The following is a 19323-nucleotide window of genomic DNA, read 5'->3' as shown; positions in this document are numbered from 1 at the left end:
GCTGGAGCCGGCCTGGACGCCGGCTCGACGCGGCGCCTCATGGCAGAGCCGGGTGCGCGTCGGCGCGAAGGCGCTCGGCGTACGTCCGGCAGGCCGCGTAGGAGGGCAGCAGGCCGAGCCGCTCGGCCTCGGCCAGCGTCGGGGCGGCGGCGTCCCGCGCGGACAGGACGGGCGTCAGGCCCGCCGGCCACCGGATGCCGAGATCGGGGTCGAGGGGATGGATGCCGTGTTCCCGTTCGGGCGTGTACGGCGTGGAGCACAGGTACACGGCCGTGGCCTGCTCGGTGAGTGCCATCACGGCGTGGCCGAGGCCCTCGGCGAGGTACACGGCCTGCCGGTCGCGGTCGTCCAGCCGGACCGCCTCCCAGCGGCCGTAGGTCGGTGAGCCGACCCGTACGTCCACGATCACGTCGAGGAGCGCCCCGCTCACACAGGTGAGGTATTTCGCCTGTCCCGGCGGAACGTCCGCGTAGTGGATCCCGCGCACGGCTCCACGGCGCGTCACCGGGCAGTTGGCCTGGGCCACCGGCAGCGGGTGCCCCACGTCCTGTGCGAACTCGCGGCCGCTGAACCACTCCAGCACGCTGCCGCGTTCGTCGTGATGGATGCGCGGCGTGTACAACCACGCGCCTTCGATCCCCAGCTCCCGCACGGAAAAGACCTCCGCCCTCCACAGTGCCCGGCGACGCAGCGTCCGGGTTCGGCCGCTGTGCCGACAGCGTCCCCGACACGGGTCGACACCGTCTCGACCGGCACCTGAGTGCTCTTGTAGAACTCCTCGAGCGGGACTTCCTAGCGTGTCGCCCACTTCGGCACCGGCGATGGAAGGACCCTCATGAGCACCGTGGAAGCTGTTCGGGCCCTGTACCTGGACCTGATGAAGAAGGCCCTGTCGGGTGTCCTCTACAACGACCCGCCCGACATGGCCACCCCGACCCTGCCCGGCGAGGCCGCCCCGCCCGCGGGGGTCTTCCTGGCCGACCGGCGGGAGGGCGGCGAGGACTGGCCCGTCAACGCCCACACCATGATCGGCGTCAAGCGCCTGGACAATCTGCAGGAGTGCGCGGAGCGGGTCCTGGCCGACGGTGTGCCCGGCGACTTCGTCGAGACGGGTGTCTGGCGCGGTGGCGCGTGCATCCTGCTGCGTGCCGTCCTCAAGGCGTACGGCGTCACGGACCGGCTCGTGTGGGCGGCCGACTCCTTCGAGGGCATGCCCGTCGCCGACGAGAGCAGTGGCGGGCGGGACTTCCAGATGCAGCTGCACAAGTACAACGAGGTGCTGGGCGTCTCCCTGAAGGAGGTGCGGGAGAACTTCCGCAGCTACGACCTGCTGGACGACCAGGTGCGCTTCCTGCCCGGCTGGTTCGAGGACACCCTCCCGGCCGCTCCGATCGAGAAGCTGGCGGTGCTGCGGCTGGACGGCGATCTGTACGACTCCACCATGGACGCCCTGACGCATCTGTATCCGAAGCTCTCCCCCGGCGGCTTCGTCATCGTCGACGACTTCGGGCTGCCGACCTGCGCATCCGCGATCCATGACTACCGCGCCGCGCACGGCATCACGGACGAGATCCGACCCATCGACCGGTTCGGGGCGTACTGGCGGCGGTCGGCGCAGCCCGCGGACGCGTGAGAACCGCACTTCGGAAGGACGTCGCGCCATGATCCGGTACCGAGTGCTCGGCCCGTTCTCCGTCACTGCCGGCGAGGAGCCACACACGCCCAGTGCGGCCAAGGTGCGCCAGCTCATGGCGCTGCTGCTGCTCCGCGCCAACCAGGTGGTCAGCCTGGACTCGATCGTCGAGGAGCTGTGGGGGGACCGGCCCCCGCGCAGCGCGGTCACGACGACGCAGACGTACATCTACCAGATCCGCCGACTGCTGGACGGGGCCGACGGCGCGGCGCACGACGAGTGGACCGTCCGCACGGTGCCGCCCGGCTACGGGTTCTCCGTCGGGCCCGGACAGCTCGACTCCTGGGAGTTCGAGCAGTGCGTGGACCGAGCGCGGTCACTGCTGGACGAGGGGCGTGTCGACGAGGCCGCCCCCCTGCTGGCCCAGGCCAGGTCGATGTGGACGGGCCCCGTGCTGGCCGACGTCTGTCAGGGGCCGGTGCTGCGGCGTTATGCCGCGCGCCTGGAGGAGAAGCGCAACCTGGCCCAGGAGCTGAGCCTCTCGGTGGACATGCGGCTGGGCCGTCACCGCGAGTTGGTGCCCGAGCTGAAGTCGCTGGTGATGGCGAACCCGTTCCACGAGTGGCTGCACGCACAGCTCATGATCGCCCTGCAGCGTTCGGGGCGACGCGCCGAGGCACTGGCCGCCTTCCACGACGCACGGCGGCTCCTGAACGACCAGCTGGGGATCGAACCGTCGGGAGACCTGCAGCGGATCCACCAGGACATCCTCAAGGAGGACGCCCTGGCCCCGTGAACCGCGGGGACGGTGCCGCGCTCGACTACACCGGATACGCGGGGTAGTCGACGTAGCCGTGGGCGTCGCCGCCGTAGAAGGTGGCGGGGTCGGGGTCCGTCAGCGGGAGCCCGTCGCGCAGGCGGCGCGGCAGGTCGGGGTTGGAGATGAACAGCCGGCCGAACGACACCAGATCGCCGGCGTCCTGGCGCAGGACCGCGCGTGCGCTCTCCGTCGCCACCGGGGTTCTGCGGTCCGAGGCGTGCGGATTGAGGACGAACGTGGTGGGCCATCGGTCGCGCAGCCGCTGGGTGCCGACCCTGTCGAGCGTCTCGTACACGTGCAGGAACGCGATGCCCACGGCCGCGACGGCGTCGACGAGGGCGGGGTAGAGCTCCTCGGCATCGCGCTCGTCGATGTCGTTGAAGGTGTTGTGCGGGGAGATGCGCAGACCCACCCGGTCGGCGCCGACGGCGTCGGCCACGGCCTCGGCCACCTCGACGACGAAGCGGATCCGGCCGGGCACCGAGCCGCCGTGGGCGTCGGTGCGCACATTGCTGTTGGCGGCCAGGAACTGGTGCAGCAGCATGCCGCTGCCGCCGTGCAGTTCGACTCCGTCGAAGCCGGCCGTCAGCGCGTTGCGTGCCGCCGTGGCGAAGTCCCCTACGGTTTCGGCCAGGTCCGCGGCATTCATCGCGTGCGGTGTGACGAACTCCTTGGGCCCGTCGTAGGTCTTGGCCGCACCGGTGGGCCGCACCGGGGACGGCGCCAGCGGTATGCCGTCCTGGGGCGCACCGGTCCGGCCCCGCAGCAGGTCGGGATGGCTGATGCGGCCCGCGTGCATCAGCTGGGCGTAGATCCGGCCGCCCGCCGCGTGCACTTCGTCGGTGACGTGGCGCCAGGCGGCGATCTGCTCCTCGGTGTGCAGTCCGGGAGTGCCGAAGAAACCTTGCCCGGCCGCGCTCGGCTGGATGCCCTCGCTGATGATCAGCCCGGCCGAGGCGCGCTGCGCGTAGTAGGTCGCCGCCAGGGGTGAAGGCACTCCGCGACGGTCCGCCCGGTTGCGGGTCAGGGGGGCCATCACCACGCGGTTCGGCAGGGTGAGGGCACCGAGTTTCACTTCGTCGAACAGATCTGCCATGCCTGGCTCCCGGTCGTAGTCGCTGTCGGACCGGCCTCAGCGTCGGCGGCACGGCTCGCACCGCGGTCAAGGGCCGCCCGAGCGACCGCCCTCAGCCGTCCCGGTGACCGTCCTCGAGGGATTCACGACCGGTGGGCCACATCCTCTGCGCGTCCACATCCAACGCGCGTCCACGCATGCGGACCGGAGTCGAGGAGAAACGCATGAAGGCCCTGCTTCTGTCGGGCGGTTCGGGCACCCGCCTGCGGCCGTTCAGCCACTCCATGCCCAAACAGCTGATGCCCGTCGCCAACCGCCCGGTTCTCGAACACGTGCTGACCCGCGTGGTCGAACTGGGGGTCACGGAGATCGGCATCGTGGTCGGCAACCGCGGCCGGGAGATCGCGGACGCGCTGGGCGACTCCTCCCGGTTCGGGGCGCGGATCACCTACATACCCCAGGAGCGGCCGCTGGGCCTCGCCCACTGCGTCTCCGTCGCACAGGACTTCCTGCGGGACGACGACTTCGTGATGTTCCTCGGCGACAACATGCTCAGCCACGGGGTGACCGCGATCGCCGAGGACTTCCGGTCACGCCGGCCGGCCACCCAGCTCGTCGTGCACAAGGTCGCCGATCCAAGGCAGTTCGGCGTCGCCGAGGTCGAACCGGACGGCACCGTGGTGCGTCTGGTGGAGAAGCCCGCGGCGCCCCGCTCCGACCTGGCCGTGGTCGGGGTGTACTTCTTCACCCCCGCCATCCATGACGCGGTCGCCGCGATCACCCCGAGCGCACGCGGGGAGCTGGAGATCACCCACGCCATCCAGTGGCTGATCGACCGCGGGGACGCGGTGTTCGCCACCGAGTACGCGGGGCACTGGAGCGACACCGGGCGCCTGGAGGACGTGCTGGACTGCAACCGGGAGGTGCTCGACGGCCTGGACCGCCGGATCGCGGGCGAGGTCGACGGCGACAGCCGGCTGCTGGGGCAGGTGGTGGTGGAGGCCGGTGCCCGGGTGTACCGCTCGCACATCGAGGGCCCCGCGATCATCGGGGCGCGCAGCACCGTCTTGGACAGCCGGATCGGGCCGCACACCTCCATCGGCCGGGACTGCGTCATCCAGGACGCCGGCCTCGACTACTCGATCGCCCTGGACGGGGCCCGGGTCACCGGTGTCACCGGCGTGCACGGGTCGCTCATCGGCAGGGACGCCACCGTGACCTGTGCCGCCGGCTCCCAGCAGCGGCTGATCGTGGGCGACCACTCCACCGTGGTGGTGGCGGCGTGAAGATCCTGGTGACCGGCGGCGCCGGTTTCATCGGCTCCCACTACGTCCGGACCCTGCTGGAGGGCGGCTACCCGGGACACGCGTCGGCTCAGGTCACGGTCCTGGACGCGCTGACCTACGCGGGCGACCGGGCCAACCTGCCCACCGGGCACCCCCGGCTGCGTTTCGTCCGGGGTGACGTGTGCGATCTGCCCCTGCTGCTCTCGCTGCTGCTGGGGCACGACGCGGTGGTGCACTTCGCCGCGGAGTCGCACGTGGACCGGTCGCTGGGGGACGCGGCCGCCTTCTTCCGCAGCAACGTCGTGGGCACCCAGACCGTGCTGGAGGCGGCCCTGGTGTCCGGGGTGAGCCGGGTGGTGCACGTCTCCACCGACGAGGTGTACGGCTCCATCGAGCGGGGGGCCTGGACGGAGGAGTGGCCGCTGGCGCCCAACTCGCCCTACGCGGCGTCCAAGGCGGGTTCGGACCTGGCGGCCCGTTCGTACTGGCGGACGCACGGGCTCGATGTGCGCATCACCCGCTGTTCGAACAACTTCGGCCCCTACCAGCACGTGGAGAAGCTGATCCCGTTGTTCACCACCCGGCTGCTCGCGGGCCTGCCCGTGCCGCTGTACGGGGACGGCTCGAACGTACGGGAGTGGCTGCACGTCGACGATCACTGCAGGGCGATCCAGCTCGTCCTGGAGCGCGGGCGCGCGGGCGAGATCTACAACATCGGCAGCGGCGACGCCCACACCAACCTGGAGCTGGCCGAGCGCCTGGCCGAGCTGTGCGGCGCCGATGTCTCGCTGATCCGGCGGGTGGCCGACCGCAAGGGCCATGACCTGCGGTACGCGCTGGACGACAGCAAGATCCGGCGGGAGCTGGGGTACGCCCCGCGGGTGTCGTTCGAGCGCGGTCTGGCCGACACCGTCGACTGGTACCGGCGGCACACCGAGCGGTGGCCGCACGCCGCGCCCGTCCGGGCCGCGCTCGACTGAGCCGGCCCAGCCCGGCTCAAGCGCCGTTCGAGGTGGGGTTGGCAGGCTGTGTCCGGTGACCGGTTCGCCGGACCCTGTGCGCGCACGACGCGCGGCATCCCCATCCACAGCACGTCACATCCGATCTACCCGGCAGGGAAGCGAGGGATTCACGGTGGTGGACATCACGCCATGGGGCACGGTGGACCAGCTGGTCGTGGCGGCCGGCGACCGGTACGACCGACTGCGGCAGGCGATCGTCGAGGCGGGCCCGGACCGCGTGGCGGACCTGCTGGCCGCCGAGATCCGGATCAGGGCCGCGGCCCCCGACGACGTCACCGACGTACATCTCAATCTCACCATGGAGTTCCGCGGCGAGCTGTTCCGCTACCTGGTCTCCTTCAAGGAGGGCCGGATGTCCGTGGAGCCCGGCAGCTCCGACGGCATCCTGGCCGACATCCGCTACGAACTCTCCGATCTCGTCCAGCTGTTGTACGCGCCGCGCGAGGGCATCCTGTCGCACAGCCGCGACGTGCACGTGGTCACCTGGCCCTGGACGGGGCAGAACAACCAGTTCAGCCCCCTGTGGCCGGACAAGGTCGTCGACCGTGCCGCCCTCTCCCAGGAGCAGCGGGCGGCGCTCGGCATGTCGCGGATGACCATCCTGTTCCGGGCGGTGCAGGCGGTGATCGCGGCCACGTCCAGCGCGCCGGTGAGCCTCGACGAACTGGCGGCGCGCTACGGCTCGGACAAGTGGGGCGCCCTGCACTTCTACACCCCTCACTACGCGAACCACTTCGGCCCGCTGCGCCACGAGGCGGTCCGCATCCTGGAGATCGGCATCGGCGGATACGACTCGGAGACGCTGGGCGGCGAGTCGCTCTACATGTGGCAGCGGTACTTCCCGCGGGGACTGGTCTACGGTCTCGACATCTTCGCCAAGCCCGGTGTGACGGGTCCCCGTGTCCGGACCGTGGTCGGCGACCAGAACGACCCGGCGTTCCTGCGCGAACTCGCCGAGCAGGAGGGTCCGTTCGATATCGTGGTGGACGACGGCAGCCACGTGAACGAACACGTGCGAACCAGCTACGAGACCTTGTTCCCCTATGTGCGGCCCGGCGGCTTCTACGTCATCGAGGACCTGCACACGGCGTACTGGCCGGAGTTCGGTGGCGAGCTGCCGCCGGGCTCGTCGGCCACCACGACCGGTCTGCTCAAGGATCTGATCGACGACCTGCACCGCTGCGAGCTGGCCGAGGACGACGAACTGCCCGCCGGAAACCACCCGTCCGACATCTCGATCTACCACAATCTGGCAGTCCTCAGAAAGGGGATCGCCCACGAGCGCGGCATTCCCGCCTGGGTCCAGCAGCGCGCGGACCAATGGATTCACCCCGGCCGGAAGTGATCGGTCGAACCACCAGGAAGCGTGGCAACCGTGGTACACCGCACCGATGTTGACGCCCCCCTTCCCTGACATGAAAGACGCACGTGCAGATGAGTGAGCCCAAACGAGTGAGCTTCGGCCTCAAGACCACCCCCATGCATGTCGACTACGACGACATTCTGCGGGTGTGGCTCGAGGCGGACGAGATTTCCGAGATCGAGCACGCCTGGCTGTGGGACCACATGCTTCCCCTGGCCGGCCCGAAGGACGGGAAGATCTACGAGGGCTGGACGCTCCTGGCCGCGCTGGCCGCGCAGACGCGGCGCCTGCGGCTCGGACTTCTGGTCACCAGCAACCGCATCCGTCAGCCGGCGGTGCTCGGCAAGATCGCCACCACTGTCGACGTGGTGTCCCGGGGCCGCCTGGTGATGGGCCTCGGCGTCGGTGGCACGCACCAGCCCGCGGGTGCCGGCGGCATCGCCGGTGACAACCCGGCCATCGCCGAGTACGAGGCGTACGGGCTCACCCTGGTGCCGCCGCGCGAGGGCATCGAGCGGCTGGAGGAGACCGTCACGATCCTCAAGCGGATGTGGACCGAGAAGGAGTTCGACTTCGAGGGCCGCTACTACACACTGAAGGGCAACCGCAACGAGCCCAAGCCCGTCCAGCCCTCGGGTCCGCCGCTGCTCATCGGCGGCTGGGGCAACAAGACGCTGCGGCTGGTGGCGGAGCACGCCGACATCTGGAACATCCCCGGCCCTCCGCACAACCAGATCGACTACATCACCGATCGCTCCCGCGTCCTGGACCAACACTGCGCGGCCATCGGGCGGGACCCGTCCCAGATCAGCAGGTCCGTCCAGGTCGTCATCTCCTACGACGACGTCGAGGCCTCCCGCCGGCAGGTGCTCGAACTCGTCCACGCCGGTCTCGACCACATCGTCCTGAGCCTGCCACGCGGCTACCCGCAGGGCGTGGCCCAGTGGCTGACGGACGAGATCATCAAGCCGGTGCGGGCGGAACTCCCGGACGCATAGCGCCACTTCGTCACTCCGGGCCCGGTCTGCCGAAACGCAGGCCGGGCCCTTCTTCCGTAACGGACCGTGTGAAGGGCCAGGCAACCATGACGCGCGTACTGTTCACGACCGCCGCGATGGCCGCCCATGTCCGGCCGACCGTGCCCCTGGTGAAGGAACTGGTGAGCGGGGGCCACGAAGTGGTTTGGTACACCGAGCCGGAATTCGAGGACATGGTCAAGGCCACCGGCGCCCGCTTCGTCCCGGCCCGGGCCGGAGTGGACACCAAGGACCTGCTGCGGCGCACGGGGGGACGGGGCCGCGGTTTCTCCGGGCTCAACAGGCTGGTGCTGGAGCTGTTCCTGAAGCCCATTCCGGCCCATGTGAAGGACCTCGCGCCCGTCTTCGACACCTTCCGCCCCGACGTGGTGGTCTCGGACCACAGCTTCCGCGCCGGGCTGCTGGTGGCAGAGCAGCGGGGCATCCCCCGGGTGGCGTTCTCGGCGGGCCCGCTGAACCTGTCGAGCGTGGACACCGCCCCCTTCGGGCTCGGCCGGCAGCCGTCGTCGTCCGCTGCGGGCCGGCTGCGCAACCGTTTCCTGGCCTGGCTGATGTACGGCGTCGCCTACCGGGAGCGCCAGCGGGTGCTGGGACGGGTGCGGGCCGACATGGGCCTGCCGTCCCTCAGCGGGTACAGCATCGACTGGGTCGCGCGCTCCTGCGACCGCTACCTCCAGACGGGTGTTCCCGAGTTCGAGTACCCGCGCAGCGACCTGCCGGCCTCGGTCGAGTTCATCGGCCCGACGCAGCCCGAGGAGGACGGCGCCGCCCCGCGTCCGGACTGGTGGCCGCAGGTCCTGCGGGCCCGGGCGGCGGGCCGGCCGGTGGTCTTCGTCACCCAGGGCACGATCGCGACCGGCCTGTCCCGGCTCGTGCTGCCCACCATCGAGGCGCTGGCCGACGAGGACGTCCTGGTGGTGGCCACGACCAGCGGCCAGGATCCCGACACGGTGCTGTCCGCGGAGCGACGGCCCGCCCATGTGCTCCTCGCGCCCTTCGTCCCGTACGGCGCCATGCTGCCGCTGACCGACGTCCTGGTCACCAACGGCGGCTACGGGGGTGTCCAGCACGCCCTGACGCACGGTGTGCCGCTCGTCGTGTCCGGGACGAGCGAGGACCGTATGGAGACCAACGCCCGCGTGGTGTGGGCCGGGGTGGGCATCTCCCTCAGGACGGACACCCCGTCGTCGGCGCGGCTGCGGCGCGCGGTGCGCACGGTGCTGCGCGACCCGTCGTACCGGTCCCGGGCCCGGGCCCTGCGGAGCGCCTACGCGTCGATGACCGGGACCGGCCGGGCGGCGGCCGCCATCCTGGAGGCGGCCGCCGCGCGCACCGTCACCGGTGGCGCCTGACGGCGGGGGGACCGAGCGGCGGAGGCCGGCACCGGACGACCCGGTGCCGGCCTCCGCCCGAGCCGGGGGTGCGGGGCGTACGTCAGGAAGCGGAACACAGACCGCTGGGCGACGACGTGCCGCACGCGTTGTACGTGAAGGTGATGCCGCTGCCGGCGCCGTCCCACACGAGGTCGGCCGGTCCGTTGCCGTGCAGCACGTTCGACGTGACGCTGATGTCCCCTTCCTCGGTGGGGTCGGCCGGGTCGAAGGTGTGGCTGGTGACGACGACGATGCCGCCGGACATCGGGTCGGGGCCGATGTTGCCCGAGACGGCGTTCTGCTGGACGGTGGCGTGGGTCGCGCCGACCAGGATGACGCCGGATCCCTGCACGGCCTGCGGGAAGCCGTACTGGCCGGGGCAGTTGGCGTTGTTGGAGGTGAACGCGTTGTTCGCGACGTTGAGCAGTTCGCCGCCGGGGACGCGATAGCTGTCGGAGAAGGAGAAGAAGCCCGAGCAGCTTCCGCTCACCGCGTTGCGGGTCACGTCGACACCGGAGCTGTCGTAGGAGGAGATGCCGTAGGCGGAGCGGATCACCTTGTTGCCGGTGACGACGGTGTGCGAGGCCGGGATGTTGTAGTTGCCGACGTAGATGGCCGCGCGCGCCGCGTCGCTGATCACGTTCGCGCCGATCGTGCTGTTCTTCGAGACGGTGTCCGTCACGCCGTACGAACCGCTGTTGAGGACGGTGTTGCCGTCGGCCCTGGTGCCATCGGTCGCGGAGAGCGAGATGCCGACCCGGAAGCCGTCGATCCGCACGCCGGTCACCCGGCCGCCGGTGACGAAGCTCGTGGCGTGCGAGGTGGGCCCGTCGGTGCCGTCCACGGTGCCGCGGAAGCAGATGCCGGCCTGGTGCGAGCCGCAGTGGTTGTCGGGGAAGGCGGCCGGGGGCGTCAGTACCGTGCCGTCGGTGCCCGAACCGGCGCCCTTGATCGTGATGTTGTCCTTCACGACCTGCACGCTCTCCTGGTAGGTGCCGGCGGCCAGCTGGATCGTGTCGCCCGGCTGGGCGGCGTCCACGGCCGCCTGGATGCTCTGTCCGGGGCTGACGGTCCATACGGTCGCCGCGTGCGCCGTGCCCGCGGTCGCCACCGTCGTGGCGGCGACCGCCATGGCCGCGGCCACGGACAACAACGTCTTTTTCATGGATGCTCCTCGGAGAAGATGACGTCGACTCGGCGCACTCGCCTCCGGGCGGGAGGGGGCTCGGTCGGATCCAGCCACCACGGGTGGCGGTCGGCCACCGACGATACGGCGACCGACGCCGGACAACATCAGCACAAAGGCGTACCCGAACTCCTTCTGACCGCCCGGCAGTTCGATCCGCGCGCACTCCAACGCGGGTCCACCCCCGCGCGAGCGCGTACCCCTTGAATCCGTGCTGCTCCGGGCGCCCGAGGCCCGGCCGTGCGAACAGAATGGGGTGAGGATGTGCGAGTCGTGGTGATCGGCGCCGGCGGACTGCTCGGCACCGCGTTCCGCCGGGTCGCGGGCGAACTCCCGGACGTCGAGGTCCTGTTGCCCGGCAGACGGGAACTCGACGTGACCGACCCGCTCTCGGTCGAGAAGTACCTGATCAGCAATGGCCCGGACGGCGTCGTGAACGCCGCGGCGCTGCTGCCGGCGGACCTGTGCGAGACCCATCCGCGCGCCGCCTACGAGATCCACGCGCTCGGCGCCCGCTGGGTGAGCCGGGCCTGCGACCGGATCGGGGCGGTCTCGGCCTACATCAGCACGGACTTCGTCTTCGACGGGACGAGCGGGGACGGCTACGCGCCCGACTCCCCGACCCGCCCGCTGCTGACGTACGGCGTCACGAAGCGGGCGGGCGAGGCGGAGGCCTGTCTGGGCACCCCACGCCATCTCGTGCTGCGTACGGCGGGCCTGTTCGGGCCGCCGCCGTCCGGCTCCCGGGCCCGCCCGTGCTTCGTGGACCGGATCCTCGCCAGGGCCGTCGCGGGCGAGCCGGTGGGGGTCGTCGACTCGGTGGTGATGTCCCCCACCTACACCGTCGACCTGGCCCGCATGACGTTCGCGATGCTGCTCGACGAGGCCGCGCCGGGCATCTACCACGCCGTCAACCGGGGTGCCGCCTCCTGGTACGAGGTGGCGGCGACGGCGGTGCGGCTGTCGGGCCGGCAGGCCACCGTGACGCGTCAGCGGGAGCAGACGCACGTGACGGCCGGCCGCCCGGCCCGCACCCCGCTGACCGGGACCCTCCCGGGCCGGGCCGCCGCACACCAGCGCCCGTGGCAGGAGGCCCTCGCCGAGTATCTGCGGGAGCGGTGGCCCGCACCCGGTGGCCGGCCACCGCACCCCGCCGCGTTGCCGTCGGCGAGCCTGCCCCACGCGCGGACGTAGGGCCTGGCCGGCGCGAGGGCAGCCGTACGGTCCGCTCGTCCTCGAGGCGGGGCCGAGCGCGTTCTCAACGGTGCACCAGTGGCGTTCGAGACACGTTCGAGGGGAGGGGCGAAGACTCCAGTGGTTTCCCGAATCCGAGCGAAGGGGACTGGAGTGGCCGACTACCGTAGCTTCGCCGAACTCATGTGGGAGCGCGTCGACCTGCTCGGCGACCGGACCGCCTACCTCAATCTGCCGGTGGACGGCGGCACGGCGGATCCGGAGCCGGTGACCTATCGGATGCTCGACCGCGCCGCCCGCTCTGTCGCGGCCACCCTGCAGGGCCTGCCGGGACGCCCCGCCCGCGTCCTTGTGGCACAGAGCCGTGCCCGGCACGTCGCCGAGAGCCTCCTGGCGTGCTGGTACGCCGGGGCGGTGGCGATCCCGGTGCCGCCCGGCGGTGGGCGGCACCACGCGGAACGGCTGCGGAAGATCCTCAAGGACGCCCGCGTCGAGGCCGTCCTGTCCGACCGGTCCGGGGCCTCGGAGCTCTCGCGGCACCTGGCCTGGGCGGGCCAGGAGCGTGTCCCGTGCCTGGCGGTGGACGGCGCCGCGCCGGCGGACCCGGACGACTGGCGGCGCCCCGCCCCGGCCGCCGAGGCGGCGCTGATCGAGTACACCTCGGGCACCTCGGGGGAGCCGAAGGGAGTGCTGGTCTCCCACCGGAACCTGCTGGCCAACCAGCGGGCGATCAGAGAGGCGTTCGGCACCCACGAGGGGACGGTGGTCGGCGGCTGGCTTCCCCTCCACCACGACATGGGGCTCATCGGGCAGTTGCTGCATCCGCTGTGGCTCGGCGCACGCGGTGTCGTGATGGCGCCCTGGGTCTTCGCCCAGGAGCCGTTGCGCTGGCTGCGCATGATCGGCGAGCACGGGGTGACGGCCACCGCCGCACCGGGGTTCGCCTACGAGTCGTGTGTACGGCGGGTGCCGCCGGAGCGGATCGGCGAGCTGGACCTCTCCGGCCTGGAGACGGCCGTCGTCGGCGCCGAACCGGTACGGGCCGGGACCCTGCGGGCCTTCACCGAGCGGTTCGCACCGGCTGGCCTGCGCCGCGGCACCCTGCGCCCCGCCTACGGGCTCGCAGAGGCGACCTTGCTGGTCACCGCGGCCGGTCGCGCGCCCGAGGTCCGGGAGCGCGTCGTGGACGCCGCGGCGATCGAGGAGGGGCGGCTCGAACCCGCGGACCACGGCGGACGGCAGCGCACCCTGGTGAGCTGCGGACGTCCGGTCGGCGCGGAGCTGCGGATCGTGGACCCGGAGAGCCGCGCCGTCCTGCCGGAGGGGCGGATCGGCGAGATCTGGGTCCGCGGCGACGGCGTGGCCACCGGCTACTGGGGGCGGCCGCTGGACACCCGAGGTGCCTTCGACGCGCGAACCGCCGACGGCGGGACCGGCTTCCTGCGGACCGGGGATCTCGGCCTGCTGGACGGGGGCGAACTCTTCGTCACCGGGCGGCTCAAGGACGTGATGTTCCTGGAGGGGCGGCACCTGCACCCGCACGACCTCGAACAGTCCGCGCAGAGCGCGAGCCCCCTGTGCGGCGCCGCCACGGTGTTCAGCGTGGCGGCGGACCACGAGCACATCGTCGTGATCCAGGAGGTGGCCCTGGGACACGGCGCCGACCAGGACCTCGGCCGGCTCGGCGAGGCCCTGCGGGACCGGCTCGCCGGCGACTTCTCGGTGACGTCCTCCAGCATCGTGCTGGTACGAGCGGGCACCATCCGCCGGACCACCAGCGGCAAGGTGCGGCGCTCGCGGATGCGGCAGCTGTTCCTGAACGGCGCACTGGATCCCCTGCACACGGACCTGGCCCCGGAGGTACGGGAGCTGCTCTGCGTCTCCCGCCCCTGAGCTGCGCGGACGGTACATGTTGAACACGTGAATATCTCACTGTCCGGTTCGATCACCCGCTGCGAGACTGTGCGCGTCGCTTCGCACCTGCCAAGCACATATCGTCGAGGGAGACGCCACCGTGGACATGGAGATCGGTTTGCTCGGTCCGATGTCGGCCACCGTTGACGGACGATCCATGGTGCCCACCGCCAGCAAGCCACGTCAGGTCCTCGCCCTGCTGTCCCTGCACCCGCGCCGCGTGGTGCAGACGGAGGCCCTGATCGAGGAGCTGTGGGGAGCCGCGCCCCCGCGCAGCGTGCTGACGACGCTCCAGACCTATGTGCTGCAGCTGCGCCGCAAACTGTCGGAGGTCCTGCCGCTGGACGGCCCGCCGGCCAAGGACGTGCTGGTGACCTCGCGCGGCGGATACCTGCTGACGGTCGACCGGGCGGACACGGAAGTGGGCCGGTTCGACGACTTCTTCGCCCGTGGCCAGCGGGCCTTCCGGGCGGGCGACCTCGCCGCCGCGTCCCGGCTGCTGCGCCAGGCACTGGACCTGTGGCGCGGTCCCGTCGTGGCCGACGCCCGGCACGGCCGCACCCTCGAGATCGAGTCGGCGCGCCTCGAAGCGGACCGCCTCAGCGCCCGGGAACTGCGGATCTCCGCCGAGTTGCGGCTCGGCGGCCACCTCGCGTTGCTGGGCGAGCTGACGGCGCTGGCCGGGACCTATCCCCTGCACGAACGCCTGCACGGTCAGCTGATGCTGGCGCTGCACCGCGCGGGCCGTAACGCGGACGCCCTGGAGACGTTCCACCGGCTGCGCCGCACCCTCATCGAGGAGCTGGGCCTGGAGCCGACCCGGCCCATCCGGCAGCTGCACCAGGCGCTGCTCTCCCCGGACCCGGCGCCCATCGCCCAGGGCGGGGTGCTGGAGGAGGCCGTGCTCATCGGCTGACGGGCGGCGTCCGCACCGGACCCCGTGGGCTCCAGCAGCCGTCGAGTCCCCGTCCAGCCCCTGCGGTGACCGTTTGACCCCACGCCCGATCCGTACCGGACACACGGACGGAGCGGGCACCGGATCATCGGATTCTCGGCCGGGGGCCTGCCATGATTCCCACTGTCCTCGCCCCATCCCCTCCCGCTTCCCCGGTCCGCGTACTGTGCTTCCACCACGCGGGCGGCGGGGCTTCCGCCTTCGCCTCCTGGCCGCGGGCCCTGGGCCCTCGCTGGGAGCCGCTGGGTGTACGGCTGCCGGGCCGGGAGACCCGGCTGCACGAGGCCCGCGTCACCCGGCACGAGGTGCTGCTGGACCAGTTGGACGACGACCTCGGGCCGCTGCTCGACGCGCCGTACCTGCTTTACGGGCACAGCCTCGGCGGACTGGTGGCGTACGCGTTCGCGGGGCGGCAGACCCGGCTGGGGCGCCCCCCGCTGGCCCTGCTCGTCGGCGCCTGTCCTCCCCCGCACGTGGCGCCGGCGCTCACGCTGACCGGGGACACGGACGACACCCGGCTGCTGGCCGCCCTGAGCCGGCTGGGCGGCATCCCCGCGGAGGTGCTGAGCCGCGCCGGGCTGCTGCGCCGGACGCTGGACCTGATCCGCGACGACCTGCGGCTGGCCAAGAGCCTGCGCACGGCGTGCCACGGCCGGCTGGCCGTACCCCTGTACACCTTCGCCGGTGACCGGGACCCCGTGGCCGACCCACGCACCATGCTCGGCTGGTCCCGGTACACCACCGGCCCGTTCCACGGCCACGAGGTGCCGGCGGGTCACTTCTTCCACTCCGACCCGGACTTCCTCGCTCTCCTCCGCACTCACCTCGCGCGGCTGCTCACCGGCACCCCGCGCGCGTTCCCGGAACCATCCACGGACCACACGGAGGCGCAATGCCCGACATCAGTGTGCTCGGATCGCTGACAGTCACCCACGCGGGCCGCTCGATCGTGCCCACGGCGGCCAAGCCCCGCAAAGTGCTCGCTCTCCTCGCACTCCGCCCGGACCAGACGGTGTCGGTGTCGGCGTTTCTCGAGGAACTGTGGGAGCAGCGCCCGCCCCGCAGCGCCCTGACGACCCTGCAGACGTACATCCTGCGGCTGCGGCACCTCATCGACGAGGCGGAGCAGCACCGGCCGGGCGCCGGCGCCACCTCGCGTCCGCCGTCCAGAGAGGTACTGGCCACCTGGGGCAACGGCTACCTCCTGGGCACACACGGTGGCCGTATCGACATCCACGAGTTCGAGCAGTTCGCGTCGGCCGGGCACCGGTCGATGGCCGCGGCCGACTACCGGGCGGCCAGCGGCCACTTCCGGCGTGCCCTGCAGCTGTGGCGGGACGAGGCGCTGGTGGACGTGCAGGCGGGCCCGCTGCTCAGCACGGCGGTACGTCACCTGGAGGAGCAGCGGCTGAGTGTGCTGAGCCGGCGGGTCGAGGCGGATCTCAAACTGGGCCGGCATCACGAGTTGCTGAGCGACCTGGCGAGCCTGTGCGCCCAGTACCCGCTGCACGAGGGGTTCCAGGCCCAGTACATGCTGGCCCTGTGCCGGGCGGGCCGCCGCAGCGACGCCCTGCAGACCTTCCAGCGGCTGCGCAGCCGTATCCGCGAGGAGCTCGCGATGGATCCGTCGCCGGCCCTGCACCGGCTGCAGCAGGCGATTCTCAACGGCGACGCCGGGCTCGACCTCCCCGAACACCCCGTGCGGGAGTCCGCCCTGCGCATCGCGGGCTGACCGGCCCGGTCAGTCGGTATTCGAGCACCCGTCGAGACCCGGTTGTCACCTTCGGTCCGCAAGGACGCGCCGTACCGGAGACCGGACGACGCAGGCGCTGGCAGAGAGAGCTGACACAGAGAGAGAAGGTCATGGCAGAAATGAGGCGGCGGGTCGTCGTCACGGGCATCGGAGTGGTCGCGCCCGGCGGAGTCGGAACCAAGAACTTCTGGTCGCTGATCACCGAGGGCCGTACCGCCACGCGCACGGTGACCCTGTTCGACGCATCGGCCTTCCGATCCCGGGTGGCCGCCGAGGTGGACTTCGACCCGGTCGTGCACGGCCTGACCCCGCAGGAAGTCAGGCGCCTGGACCGGGCCGCGCAGTTCGCTCTCGTCAGCGCCCGTGAGGCGGTCGCCGACAGCGGGCTCGCCGGCGCCCTCGACCCCACCCGCACCGGCGTCTCCATCGGCAGTGCCGTCGGCTGCACGATGAGTCTGGACGCGGAGTACGGCGTGGTCAGCGACGGCGGCCGGGACTGGCTGGTCGACCACACCTACGCGGTCCCGCACTTGTACGAGTACCTGGTGCCCAGCTCGCTCGCGGCCGAGGTCGCCAAGGACTTCGGGACCCGGGGCCCGGCCGCGGTCATCTCCACCGGCTGCACCTCGGGGCTGGACTCGCTGGGGCACGCCGTGGAGCTGATCCGGGAGGGCGCGGCGGACGTGATGATCGCGGGCGCGGCGGAGGCCCCCATCTCCCCGATCACGCTGGCGTGCTTCGACGCGATCAAGGCGACGACCCCACGCAACGACGACCCCGAGCACGCGTCACGGCCGTTCGACCGCACGCGCAACGGCTTCGTCCTGGGCGAGGGCGCCGCGGTCCTCGTCCTGGAGGAGCTGGAGCACGCCAGGCGCCGCGGTGCCACGGCGTACGCGGAGATCTCCGGGTACGCCTCCCGCTGCAACGCGTACCACATGACGGGGTTGCGCCCCGACGGCAAGGAGATGGCCGAGGCGATCCGGGTGGCCCTGGACGAGGCGCGGCTTCCGGGCAGGGCGGTGGACTACATCAACGCGCACGGCTCGGGCACCAAGCAGAACGACCGGCACGAGACGGCGGCCTTCAAGCGCAGTCTCGGCGACCACGCCCGCCGGACCCCGATCAGTTCGATCAAGTCGATGATCGGTCACTCCCTCGGCGCCATCGGCTCCCTGGAGGTGGCCGCCAGCGCGCTGGCCGTGGCCGGCGACGTCATCCCGCCCACCGCCAACCTCCACGAGCCGGACCCGGAGTGCGACCTGGACTACACGCCGCTGACGGCGCGGGAGGGGCGGTACGACACCGTGCTCAGCGTCGGCAGCGGCTTCGGCGGGTTCCAGAGCGCCATGGTGCTCACCCGTCCGCAGCTCAAGGCGGCCGCCTGATGCGGACGTCCGGTCATTGCCCCGAGGGTTTCCCGGAGAGAGGCGGAGCGACATGACGAGGCCGACCAGTACGGCGGAGCGGGAGCCCGCCGCCCCGGTCCCCACGGGCGCCGCCGTGGTCACCGGAATCGGTGTGGCCGCGCCGAACGGGTTCGGGCGCGAGACCTGGTGGGCGGCCACGCTCCGGGGCAGCAACGGCATCGCGCGCCTCACCCGCTTCGACCCGTCCCGGTATCCCGTGCAACTGGCGGGCGAGGTGCCGGAGTTCGAAGCCGGGGAGCACATTCCCAGCCGGCTGCTGCCCCAGACCGACCACATGACACGGCTCGCCCTGGCCGCCGCCGCGGAGGCGGCCGACGAGTCCGGTCTCGACCCCGGGACACTGCCCGAGTACGCGGTCGGGGTGGTCACGGCCGCCTCCGCCGGGGGATTCGAGTTCGGGCAGCGGGAACTGCAGGCCCTGTGGAGCAAGGGGGGTGCGCACGTCAGCGCGTACCAGTCCTTCGCCTGGTTCTACGCGGTGAACACCGGCCAGATCTCGATCCGCCATGGGCTGCGGGGGCCCAGCGGCGTGGTCGTCACCGACCAGGCCGGTGGGCTGGACGCCGTCGCCCAGGCCCGCCGGCACCTGCGCAAGGGTGTCCAGGCGGTCGTCACCGGCGGCGTGGACGGCTCGCTGTGTCCGTGGGGCTGGGCCGCCCATCTGGCAGGTGGCCGCATGAGCCCGGTGGCGGACCCGGAGCGGGCCTACCGGCCGTTCCACCCCGACGCGAGCGGCGAGATCGTCGGTGAGGGGGGCGCCATTCTCGTGCTCGAGGACGAGGCGTCGGCCCGCGCCCGGGGCGCCCGCGTCTACGGTGAAGTGGCGGGCTGCGCGGCCACGTTCGATCCGGACGCCGGTGGGCCGGGGCTGTTCCGCGCGGCTCGGACGGCCCTGCGGCAGGCGGGCCTCGAGCCCTCCGACGTGGACGTCGTATTCGCCGACGCCGCTGGAGTGCCCGACGCCGACCGCGCGGAGACGGAGGCCATCATCGAGCTGTTCGGGCCGCGCGGGGTGGCCGTGACCGCGCCGAAGACCATGACCGGCCGGCTGCAGGCCGGCGGTGCGGCGCTCGATCTCGCCGCCGCCCTGATGTCCCTGCGGCACTCCGTCGTCCCGCCCACCGTCCATGTGGGCGCCGGGTCCCACGATCCGCGGCTCGACCTCGTCTGTGACACGCCCCGACCCGGCCGGATCCGTGCCGCGCTGGTCCTCGCCCGGGGTCACGGCGGGTTCAACGCGGCCACGGTCGTCCGCGCACGGCACTGACCCGCACCCACCTCA

At 71.9% G+C, this 19323-nt stretch carries 17 protein-coding genes; 14 read left to right on the top strand and 3 right to left on the bottom strand.

The window, feature by feature from the left end; all coding sequences use genetic code 11:
* Positions 1-37: 37 nt before the first annotated feature.
* Complete coding sequence (locus ACIBVL_RS15515; protein ID WP_399097658.1) at positions 38-652, bottom strand: dTDP-4-dehydrorhamnose 3,5-epimerase family protein; 615 nt, start codon at positions 650-652, stop codon at positions 38-40.
* 183 nt (positions 653-835) lie between these two features.
* Between ACIBVL_RS15515 and ACIBVL_RS15510 the strand changes: the two genes are divergently transcribed.
* Together ACIBVL_RS15510 and ACIBVL_RS15505 are read left to right on the top strand one after the other, a co-directional pair.
* The gene (locus ACIBVL_RS15510) at positions 836-1633 is read left to right on the top strand and encodes a TylF/MycF family methyltransferase (RefSeq protein WP_399097657.1); all 798 of its coding nucleotides are present in this window, start codon (positions 836-838) and stop codon (positions 1631-1633) included.
* A 28-nt stretch (positions 1634-1661) separates the two neighbouring features.
* Positions 1662-2429, top strand: coding sequence for a BTAD domain-containing putative transcriptional regulator (locus tag ACIBVL_RS15505; RefSeq protein WP_399097656.1), 768 nt, complete (start codon positions 1662-1664; stop codon positions 2427-2429).
* A 25-nt stretch (positions 2430-2454) separates the two neighbouring features.
* Here the strand turns inward: ACIBVL_RS15505 and ACIBVL_RS15500 are convergent, their stop codons facing one another.
* Entirely contained in the window at positions 2455-3549 is a 1095-nt protein-coding gene (locus ACIBVL_RS15500) for an alkene reductase (protein WP_399097655.1), read from the bottom strand.
* Between the two features lie 203 nt (positions 3550-3752).
* Between ACIBVL_RS15500 and ACIBVL_RS15495 the strand changes: the two genes are divergently transcribed.
* The 5 genes from ACIBVL_RS15495 to ACIBVL_RS15475 all read left to right on the top strand — a co-directional run bounded on the left by ACIBVL_RS15495 (position 3753) and on the right by ACIBVL_RS15475 (position 9588).
* Positions 3753-4814 carry a glucose-1-phosphate thymidylyltransferase gene (locus ACIBVL_RS15495; protein ID WP_399097654.1) on the top strand — a complete coding sequence of 354 codons (1062 nt, stop codon included), beginning with the start codon at positions 3753-3755 and terminating at the stop codon, positions 4812-4814.
* Positions 4811-5794, top strand: coding sequence for a dTDP-glucose 4,6-dehydratase (gene rfbB, locus ACIBVL_RS15490; protein WP_399097653.1), 984 nt, complete (start codon positions 4811-4813; stop codon positions 5792-5794). Before ACIBVL_RS15495 ends, rfbB begins: the two co-directional genes overlap by 4 nt.
* A 157-nt stretch (positions 5795-5951) precedes the next feature.
* The gene (locus ACIBVL_RS15485; RefSeq protein WP_399097652.1) at positions 5952-7181 is read left to right on the top strand and encodes a class I SAM-dependent methyltransferase; all 1230 of its coding nucleotides are present in this window, start codon (positions 5952-5954) and stop codon (positions 7179-7181) included.
* Positions 7182-7270: 89 nt separating this feature from the next.
* Positions 7271-8197 (top strand): LLM class flavin-dependent oxidoreductase, encoded by a 927-nt coding sequence (locus ACIBVL_RS15480; protein WP_399097651.1) that lies wholly within the window; start codon positions 7271-7273, stop codon positions 8195-8197.
* 86 nt (positions 8198-8283) lie between these two features.
* Complete coding sequence (locus tag ACIBVL_RS15475; RefSeq protein WP_399097650.1) at positions 8284-9588, top strand: glycosyltransferase; 1305 nt, start codon at positions 8284-8286, stop codon at positions 9586-9588.
* An 82-nt stretch (positions 9589-9670) separates the two neighbouring features.
* Here the strand turns inward: ACIBVL_RS15475 and ACIBVL_RS15470 are convergent, their stop codons facing one another.
* Positions 9671-10774, bottom strand: coding sequence for a nitrous oxide reductase family maturation protein NosD (locus ACIBVL_RS15470; RefSeq protein WP_399097649.1), 1104 nt, complete (start codon positions 10772-10774; stop codon positions 9671-9673).
* 294 nt (positions 10775-11068) lie between these two features.
* On the opposite strand from ACIBVL_RS15470, the gene ACIBVL_RS15465 reads away from it, so the two are divergent.
* From ACIBVL_RS15465 to ACIBVL_RS15435, 7 genes are all read left to right on the top strand, one after another.
* Positions 11069-11989: an SDR family oxidoreductase gene (locus tag ACIBVL_RS15465; RefSeq protein ID WP_399097648.1), complete on the top strand. Its 921-nt coding sequence runs from the start codon at positions 11069-11071 to the stop codon at positions 11987-11989.
* 153 nt (positions 11990-12142) lie between these two features.
* Positions 12143-13882, top strand: coding sequence for a fatty acyl-AMP ligase (locus ACIBVL_RS15460; protein WP_399097647.1), 1740 nt, complete (start codon positions 12143-12145; stop codon positions 13880-13882).
* A 127-nt stretch (positions 13883-14009) separates the two neighbouring features.
* Positions 14010-14819 carry a BTAD domain-containing putative transcriptional regulator gene (locus ACIBVL_RS15455; RefSeq protein ID WP_399097927.1) on the top strand — a complete coding sequence of 270 codons (810 nt, stop codon included), beginning with the start codon at positions 14010-14012 and terminating at the stop codon, positions 14817-14819.
* A gap of 152 nt (positions 14820-14971) precedes the next feature.
* Positions 14972-15781 carry a thioesterase II family protein gene (locus ACIBVL_RS15450; RefSeq protein WP_399097646.1) on the top strand — a complete coding sequence of 270 codons (810 nt, stop codon included), beginning with the start codon at positions 14972-14974 and terminating at the stop codon, positions 15779-15781.
* Complete coding sequence (locus ACIBVL_RS15445; protein WP_399097645.1) at positions 15751-16590, top strand: BTAD domain-containing putative transcriptional regulator; 840 nt, start codon at positions 15751-15753, stop codon at positions 16588-16590. The genes ACIBVL_RS15450 and ACIBVL_RS15445 overlap by 31 nt, the downstream gene beginning before the upstream one ends.
* Before the next feature lie 140 nt (positions 16591-16730).
* Positions 16731-17999, top strand: a complete 1269-nt coding sequence (locus ACIBVL_RS15440) for a beta-ketoacyl-[acyl-carrier-protein] synthase family protein (RefSeq protein ID WP_399097926.1) — start codon at positions 16731-16733, stop codon at positions 17997-17999.
* A gap of 52 nt (positions 18000-18051) precedes the next feature.
* Complete coding sequence (locus tag ACIBVL_RS15435) at positions 18052-19308, top strand: ketosynthase chain-length factor (protein ID WP_399097644.1); 1257 nt, start codon at positions 18052-18054, stop codon at positions 19306-19308.
* Positions 19309-19323: the final 15 nt, after the last annotated feature.

The organism is Streptomyces sp. NPDC049687, assembly GCF_044465285.1.
Lineage (GTDB): Bacteria > Actinomycetota > Actinomycetes > Streptomycetales > Streptomycetaceae > Streptomyces.
Note: the sequence above shows the minus strand (reverse complement) of the source record. Positions and strands in the feature narration are given on the sequence as shown.

Excerpts from the sequence above, each read along its gene's own strand:
- ACIBVL_RS15510 (WP_399097657.1), top strand. The coding sequence starts at position 836 with ATGAGCACCGTGGAAGCTGTTCGGGCCCTGTACCTGGACCTGATGAAG.
- ACIBVL_RS15505 (WP_399097656.1), top strand. The coding sequence starts at position 1,662 with ATGATCCGGTACCGAGTGCTCGGCCCGTTCTCCGTCACTGCCGGCGAG.
- ACIBVL_RS15500 (WP_399097655.1), bottom strand. The coding sequence starts at position 3,549 with ATGGCAGATCTGTTCGACGAAGTGAAACTCGGTGCCCTCACCCTGCCG.
- ACIBVL_RS15495 (WP_399097654.1), top strand. The coding sequence starts at position 3,753 with ATGAAGGCCCTGCTTCTGTCGGGCGGTTCGGGCACCCGCCTGCGGCCG.
- ACIBVL_RS15480 (WP_399097651.1), top strand. The coding sequence starts at position 7,271 with ATGAGTGAGCCCAAACGAGTGAGCTTCGGCCTCAAGACCACCCCCATG.
- ACIBVL_RS15475 (WP_399097650.1), top strand. The coding sequence starts at position 8,284 with ATGACGCGCGTACTGTTCACGACCGCCGCGATGGCCGCCCATGTCCGG.
- ACIBVL_RS15470 (WP_399097649.1), bottom strand. The coding sequence starts at position 10,774 with ATGAAAAAGACGTTGTTGTCCGTGGCCGCGGCCATGGCGGTCGCCGCC.
- ACIBVL_RS15455 (WP_399097927.1), top strand. The coding sequence starts at position 14,010 with ATGGAGATCGGTTTGCTCGGTCCGATGTCGGCCACCGTTGACGGACGA.
- ACIBVL_RS15450 (WP_399097646.1), top strand. The coding sequence starts at position 14,972 with ATGATTCCCACTGTCCTCGCCCCATCCCCTCCCGCTTCCCCGGTCCGC.
- ACIBVL_RS15445 (WP_399097645.1), top strand. The coding sequence starts at position 15,751 with ATGCCCGACATCAGTGTGCTCGGATCGCTGACAGTCACCCACGCGGGC.
- ACIBVL_RS15440 (WP_399097926.1), top strand. The coding sequence starts at position 16,731 with ATGAGGCGGCGGGTCGTCGTCACGGGCATCGGAGTGGTCGCGCCCGGC.
- ACIBVL_RS15435 (WP_399097644.1), top strand. The coding sequence starts at position 18,052 with ATGACGAGGCCGACCAGTACGGCGGAGCGGGAGCCCGCCGCCCCGGTC.